The sequence below is a fragment of the Mycobacterium sp. genome (assembly GCF_044370595.1).
In the GTDB taxonomy this organism is placed as follows: Bacteria; Actinomycetota; Actinomycetes; order Mycobacteriales; family Mycobacteriaceae; genus Mycobacterium.
Genome location: NZ_JBILVF010000032.1, coordinates 22,886 through 29,655 on the forward strand (window position 1 = coordinate 22,886; position 6,770 = coordinate 29,655).

The 6,770-nt window shown below is 67.4% G+C and carries 4 protein-coding genes; all 4 read left to right on the forward strand.

Annotated features, from left to right (window positions below):
- Window positions 1-39 precede the first annotated feature (39 nt).
- Window positions 40-1,587, forward strand: a complete 1,548-nt coding sequence (locus ADBZ5N_RS06975; RefSeq protein WP_526256757.1) for an alpha/beta fold hydrolase — start codon at window positions 40-42, stop codon at window positions 1,585-1,587.
- Between the two features lie 100 nt (window positions 1,588-1,687).
- Window positions 1,688-3,229, forward strand: coding sequence for an alpha/beta fold hydrolase (locus tag ADBZ5N_RS06980; protein ID WP_526256758.1), 1,542 nt, complete (start codon window positions 1,688-1,690; stop codon window positions 3,227-3,229).
- A gap of 46 nt (window positions 3,230-3,275) precedes the next feature.
- Window positions 3,276-4,616, forward strand: coding sequence for a type I glutamate--ammonia ligase (gene glnA / locus ADBZ5N_RS06985; RefSeq protein ID WP_526256759.1), 1,341 nt, complete (start codon window positions 3,276-3,278; stop codon window positions 4,614-4,616).
- A 54-nt stretch (window positions 4,617-4,670) separates the two neighbouring features.
- Window positions 4,671-6,770: bifunctional [glutamine synthetase] adenylyltransferase/[glutamine synthetase]-adenylyl-L-tyrosine phosphorylase (locus tag ADBZ5N_RS06990; RefSeq protein WP_526256760.1), on the forward strand; the 2,100-nt coding region annotated here is incomplete at its 3' end.

Here is a 6,770-nt window from a genome sequence, read left to right on the forward strand (position 1 = left end):
CTACCAGGGTCTTCGCCCGAGCGTGGCAGCATGTTGGCCATGAGGCTGTATCAACGCCCCCTATTTCTGCGTGCCGCAGTGATATTCCCCGCCCTGGCCGGCCTGCTTTCGACGAGCGTGGGCTGCAGCACGGTGGTGGGTGGCACCGCGGTGGTCGCTGAACCGCAGATCGGCCAGCCGGTCTCCTGGGGTCCATGCCGTCCGGCCGGCGGCGGAGGCGAGGCGATGCCGATCCCGGCGGGCGCGCAATGCGGCAAGATCGCGGTTCCGGTCAGCTACGACGACCCCGACGGCGCAGAGGCGAGCCTGGCGCTGATCCGGTTCCCGGCCACCGGGGAGAAAATCGGCTCGCTGATCATCAACCCCGGCGGGCCCGGCGAGTCCGGTATCGAAGCCGCTGCCAGCCTGATCGAGGGCTTGCCGCCTCAGGTGCGCCAGCGTTTCGATCTGGTCGGTTTCGATCCCCGGGGCGTCGCCGCGTCAACGCCGGCACTGTGGTGCAACTCCGACGCCGACAACGATCGGTTGCGCGCCGACCCGCAGGTGGACTACAGCCCCGAGGGTGTGGCCCGCATCGAGGCCGAGACGAAGGCATTTGTCCAGCGGTGCGTCGACAAGATGGGCAAGGATTTCCTGGCCAATGTGGGCACCGCCAGTGTCGCCAAAGACCTCGATGCGCTGCGGGCCGCCCTGGGGGACGAGAAGTTGAATTATCTCGGCTATTCCTACGGCACCCGGATCGGCGCGGCCTACGCAGAGGCCTACCCGGAGAAGGTTCGCGCGATGATCCTCGACGGTGCGGTGGACCCCAACGCTGATCCGATCCAGTCCGACATCGACCAGGCCGAGGCGTTCCAGGAGGCGTTCAACGACTTCGCGGCCGACTGTGCCAAGGACTCCGACTGCCCGTTGGGGACGGATCCGGCCAAGTCCGTTCAGGTCTACCGCGACCTGGTGAACCCGTTGGTGGCCGAACCGATGAAGACCAAGGATCCGCGCGGGCTGAGCTACGGCGATGCCCTCGTCGGCACCATCATGGCGCTGTACTCGCCGAACCTGTGGCGGTACCTGTCTGAGGGGCTCACCGAGATGACCAAGGGTCGTGGCGACACGATGCTGGCGCTGGCCGATATGTACATGCGCCGTGACCCCCAGGGCCGCTACACCAACGCCACCGACGCCCGCATCGCGGTCAACTGCGTTGACCAGCCGCCGATCACCGACCGGGCGAAGGTGGTCGAGGAGGACCGGCGGCTCCGCGAAGTGGCTCCGTTCATGAGTTACGGCGAATTCACCGGGTACGCCCCGATGAGTACCTGTGCGTTCTGGCCGGTGCCGCCCACCAGCGAACCGCATGCGGTCTCGGCGCCGGGATTGCCACCGGTGCTGGTGATTTCGTCGACCGGCGACCCGGCCACCCCGTATCAGGCTGGGGTGGACCTGGCCAAGCAACTTGGCGGCGGACTGCTGACGTTCAATGGCACCCAGCACACCGTGGCCTTCCAAGGCGAACAGTGTGTCGACGACTATGCCGTTGCCTACCTTGTCGACGGGAAACTGCCGCCGCCCGGAGCCACCTGCGGCTGACACCGATGCAGAGCGCGGTCAGTCGAGTTCACAACCGCTGCGGTTCCGATACCGACGTGTAACCGTCACGCGCTGCCGCAACGGTTCGCGGCGTGTCACCATGACGGCTATGAAGCGCTCGAGTCTGACCGGCTCGGCGGCGTTCCCCTCGGTTCTGTGCACACTGGTGGTGATCGCCCCGGTGGTCGTCGCCCCGTTGGTGGTCGCCCCGGCCGGGGCCGCCCCGGACCTCAGTCAGACCGCATCCCCGGTGTGGGGGAGTTGTGAACGCTTCATCTCTGATTCCTACCTGCCCACCGCGCAGTGCACGACCGTTCCGGTCCCGGTGGACGCCGCCGATCCCGTTGGGGCGCAAGCCAACCTGGCGGTGATCAAGATCCCCGCCGATGGGCAGCGCATCGGTGTGTTGCTGATGAACCCGGGCGGCCCGGGTGCCTCAGCGGTTGACTCGGTGGCCAATCTGGCTGAGTCGCTGTCCGACAGCCCCATCACCGAACATTTCGATCTGGTCGGCTTCGATCCTCGCGGCGTCGGGCACTCCACCCCCGAACTGCGGTGTCGTACCGATGCCGAGCGTGACGCGTGGCGACGTGAACCGATGGTCGACTACAGCCCGGCCGGGGTGGCCGCCATCGAGCAACTCAGCCGAAGCTTCGCCCAGAAGTGTCTGGACCGGATGAGTAAACCGTTCCTGGCCAGCGTCGGAACCGCCTCTGCAGCACAGGATATGGACGCCGTTCGTGCCGCCCTGGGCGAGGACCAAATCAACTACCTGGGCTACAGCTACGGCACCGAGTTGGGCGCCGCCTATCTGGGGCGGTTTCCGGACCGGGTCCGCACGATGGTGCTCGACGGGGCGATCGACCCCACCCAAGATCCGTTGGAGTCGCTGGTCGAGCAAATGGCCGGCTTTCAGTTGGCGTTCAATGACTACGCCGCCGACTGCGCCCGGTTCCCGGCCTGCCCGCTGGGGACCGATCCCGCTCAGTTCGTTACCCGCTACCACCAACTAGTCGACCCGTTGGTGGCCAAACCCGGACTCACCGCCGACCCGCGCGGACTGAGCTATGCCGACGCGATCACCGGAACGGTCAACGCGCTGTACACCCCGCAGTACTGGAAGTATCTGACCAGCGGTCTGCTCGGTTTGCAGCGCGGTGCCCGTGCCGATGACCTGCTGCTGCTCGCCGACGACTACGAGGGCCGCGACGAGGACGGCCGGTACAGCAATAATCAGGACGCCTTCAACGCGATCCGGTGCGTGGACAGCCCGACCCCGAGTGATCCCGCGGCCTGGGCGGAGGTGGACCGGCAGATCCGCCAACGCGCGCCGTTCCTGTCCTACGGCCAGTTCACCGGCTTCGCCCCGCGGGACCTGTGCGCCTTCTGGCCGGTGCCCACGACGTCGGCACCGCATCCGGCCGCGCCGTCCCCGCCGGGCAGTGCGGTGGTGGTCTCCACCACCCGTGACCCGGCCACCCCTTATCAGGCCGGGGTGGACCTGGCCCGCCAACTGCGCGCCCCGCTGATCACCTTCGACGGCACCCAGCACACGGTGGTCTTCGACGGCAACGCCTGCGTCGACGATGCGGTGGTGCGTTACCTCGTGGACCGGGTGGTTCCCGGCGACCTGTCCTGTTGATACTGGCTGTAACACGGCGTTAACAGCCGCTGCCTACGCTCGCGTCATGGACCGGCAAAAGGAATTCGTGCTTCGCACGCTGGAAGAACGGGACATCCGCTTCGTCCGGTTGTGGTTCACCGACGTGCTCGGATACCTCAAGTCGGTGGCTATCGCCCCGGCCGAACTCGAAGGCGCCTTCGAGGAGGGCATCGGGTTCGACGGGTCCTCGATCGAGGGCTTCGCCCGTGTCTTCGAGTCCGATACCGTCGCCCGTCCGGACCCGTCGACCTTCCAGGTGCTGCCCTGGACGACCAGTGGCGGGCAGCACCACTCGGCGCGGATGTTCTGCGATATCACCATGCCGGACGGTTCGCCGTCGTGGGCGGACAGCCGCCATGTGCTGCGTCGCCAACTGGCCAAAGCCAGCGACCTCGGATTCTCCTGCTACGTGCACCCGGAAATCGAGTTCTTCCTGCTCGAACCAGGACCTTACGACGGGTCAGTCCCGGTCCCGGCCGACAACGGCGGCTACTTCGACCAGGCGGTGCACGACTCGGCACCCAACTTCCGTCGCCATGCCATCGACGCCCTCGAACAGATGGGCATCTCGGTGGAGTTCAGCCACCACGAAGGGGCGCCCGGCCAGCAGGAGATCGATCTGCGCTACGCCGACGCACTGTCGATGGCCGACAACGTGATGACCTTCCGCTACCTGGTCAAAGAGGTGGCATTGGCCGAGGGGGTGCGGGCCTCGTTCATGCCCAAACCGTTCGCCGAATACCCCGGCTCGGCCATGCACACCCACATGAGCCTGTTCGAGGGTGAGACCAACGCCTTCCACAGTCCCGACGACCCACTGCAACTGTCCGACGTCGCCAAATCCTTCATCGCCGGGATCCTCGAGCATGCCAGCGAGATCAGTGCCGTCACGAATCAGTGGGTGAACTCCTACAAGCGCCTGGTGCACGGCGATGAGGCGCCGACGGCGGCATCCTGGGGTGCGGCCAACCGTTCGGCGCTGGTGCGGGTTCCCATGTACACCCCGCGCAAGGCCGCCTCGCGGCGCGTCGAGGTGCGCAGCCCCGATTCCGCGTGCAACCCCTACCTTGCCTTCGCGGTGCTGCTGGCCGCCGGGCTGCGGGGCATCGAGAAGAACTATCAACTTGGCCCGCAGGCCGAGGACAACGTATGGATGCTCACCCCCGAGGAGCGCCGCGCGATGGGGTATCGCGAACTGCCGTCGAGCCTCGGGGTCGCACTGGGGGAGATGGAGCGGTCGGAGTTGGTCGCCGAGGCACTCGGTGAGCACGTATTCGACTACTTCCTGCGCAACAAGCGTGCGGAGTGGGAGCAGTACCGCGCCAACGTCACCCCGTTCGAGTTGAAGCACTACCTGTCGCTGTAGTCCGGTCGGGCCACCCACCCGGCCGGTCCGGACCGCTGGGATAACGTCGTGGCCGTGGCCAAACCCGCGACTCAGCGTCCCCGCGTCCCGGGTGTGGGTCGGCTGGGGCTGGTCGAACCGTCCGCCGGTTCGCAGTTGGCCGGACTGGGCTGGGTCAGCGACGCCCACGTCGAACTGCTGTGGTCGCTGTCGCGGGCGCCCGACGCCGATGTCGCGCTGCGTGCCGTCGCGCGTCTTGCCGAAGCGCTCGGGGACGGCTGGCGCGATCTGGACCAGGCACTGCGCAACGATCGGTCGCTGCGCGGCAGACTTTTCTCGGTGCTCGGCTCATCGCTGGCCTTCGCCGACCATCTGGTGGCCAACCCGCACTCCTGGCGCCTGCTCGCCGGTGAGTTGATCCTGCCGACACCGGCGCAGCTAAGGCGGAAATTCGCCGACTGCATCGCCGAATTCGGCACCTCCCCAACGGTTATCGCGCCGAAACTACGGATCGTCTACCGTGATCAGCTGATGGTGCTGGCCGCTCTGGACCTGGCTCCGACGGTGGAGAACGAGCCGGTTCTGCAGTTCTCCACCGTGGGTGCGCACCTGTCGGACCTCGCTGATGCGGCCCTGGACGCGGCGCTGCAGGTCGCGGTGGAAGGAGTCTGCAAATCCGGCACCGCACCTCGGCTGGCCGTGATCGCGATGGGCAAATGCGGTGCGCGAGAGCTCAATTACGTCAGCGATGTGGACATCATCTTCGTCGGTGAGGACGCCGACCCGGTCACCACCCGGGTGGCCGGTGAAATGATGCGACTGGCCTCGGAGGCCTTCTTCGAGGTGGATGCCGCGCTTCGGCCGGAGGGGAAAGCCGGTGCCCTGGTCCGCACCCTGGACTCCCATATCGCCTACTACCAACGGTGGGCCAAGACCTGGGAGTTCCAGGCTTTGCTCAAGGCGCGGCCGTGCGTCGGTGACGCCGAACTGGGCGGCCGGTATATCGACGCGCTGATGCCGATGGTCTGGACCGCCTGCGAGCGTGAGGATTTCGTTCCCGAAGTGCAGGCCATGCGACGGCGGGTCGAGTCGCTGGTGCCGGCCGAGGTCCGGGACCGGGAAATCAAACTCGGCACCGGAGGTCTGCGTGACGTCGAGTTCGCCGTGCAGCTGCTGCAACTGGTGCACGGCCGCACCGATCCCTCGATGCACGTCGCCTCAACGGTCGATGCCCTGGCCGCCCTCGGCACAGGAGGCTATGTCGGGCGCGACGACGCGGCCAACCTCACCGCCTCCTATGAGTTCCTCCGGTTGCTTGAGCACCGGCTACAACTGCAGCGGCTCAAGCGAACCCACCTGCTGCCCGCCTCCGACGACGACGAGGCCCTACGGTGGCTGGCCCGGGCGGCTCACGTCCGCCCCGACGGCACCCACGACGCCCTGGGCGTACTGCGCGAGGAACTCAAACGCCAAAACGTCCGGGTGTCCAAACTGCACGCCAAGCTGTTCTATCAGCCGCTGTTGGAATCGGTCGGCTCACCCTTGGGCTTCACCGACGGGATGTCCGCCGAAGCCGCCGAACGACAGTTGGCGGCGCTGGGATACGAAGGTCCGCAGAGCGCCCTGACACACCTTGGCGCGCTGGTGAACGCCAGCGGGCGACGCGGTCGGGTGCAGGCGGTGCTGCTGCCGCGACTGCTGGACTGGTTGTCGGACACCCCCGATCCGGACAGCGGCCTGCTGGCCTACCGGCGGGTCAGCGAGGCACTGGCCGACCACCGGTGGTACCTGAGCACGCTGCGCGACGAGAGTGCGGTGGCCAAGCGGCTGATGCGGGTGCTGGGCACCTCGGCGTTCGTTCCGGAACTGCTGATGCGGGCGCCGGAAGTGATCCAGTCCTACGCCGACGGCCCCACCGGGCCCAAGCTGCTCGACGTCGAACCCGACGGGGTGGGGCGCGCGCTGATCGCCTCCGCCGGCCGCCATCCCGACCCGGCGCGGGCCATCGCCGCGGCCCGCACGCTGCGGCGCCGCGAACTGGCTCGGGTTGCTTCAGCGGATCTGCTGGGCATGCTGGACGTCGAAGAGGTCTGCACCGCGCTCACCTCGGTGTGGGTGGCAGTGCTGCAGTGTGCGCTGGAGGCGATCATCCGGGCCGACACCCCTCCGGGCGGG

What these genes read in the sequence shown, in the direction of transcription:
- ADBZ5N_RS06980 (WP_526256758.1), top strand. Translation starts at nt 1,688, where the DNA reads ATGACGGCTATGAAGCGCTCGAGTCTGACCGGCTCGGCGGCGTTCCCC.
- ADBZ5N_RS06975 (WP_526256757.1), top strand. Translation starts at nt 40, where the DNA reads ATGAGGCTGTATCAACGCCCCCTATTTCTGCGTGCCGCAGTGATATTC.
- glnA (WP_526256759.1), top strand. Translation starts at nt 3,276, where the DNA reads ATGGACCGGCAAAAGGAATTCGTGCTTCGCACGCTGGAAGAACGGGAC.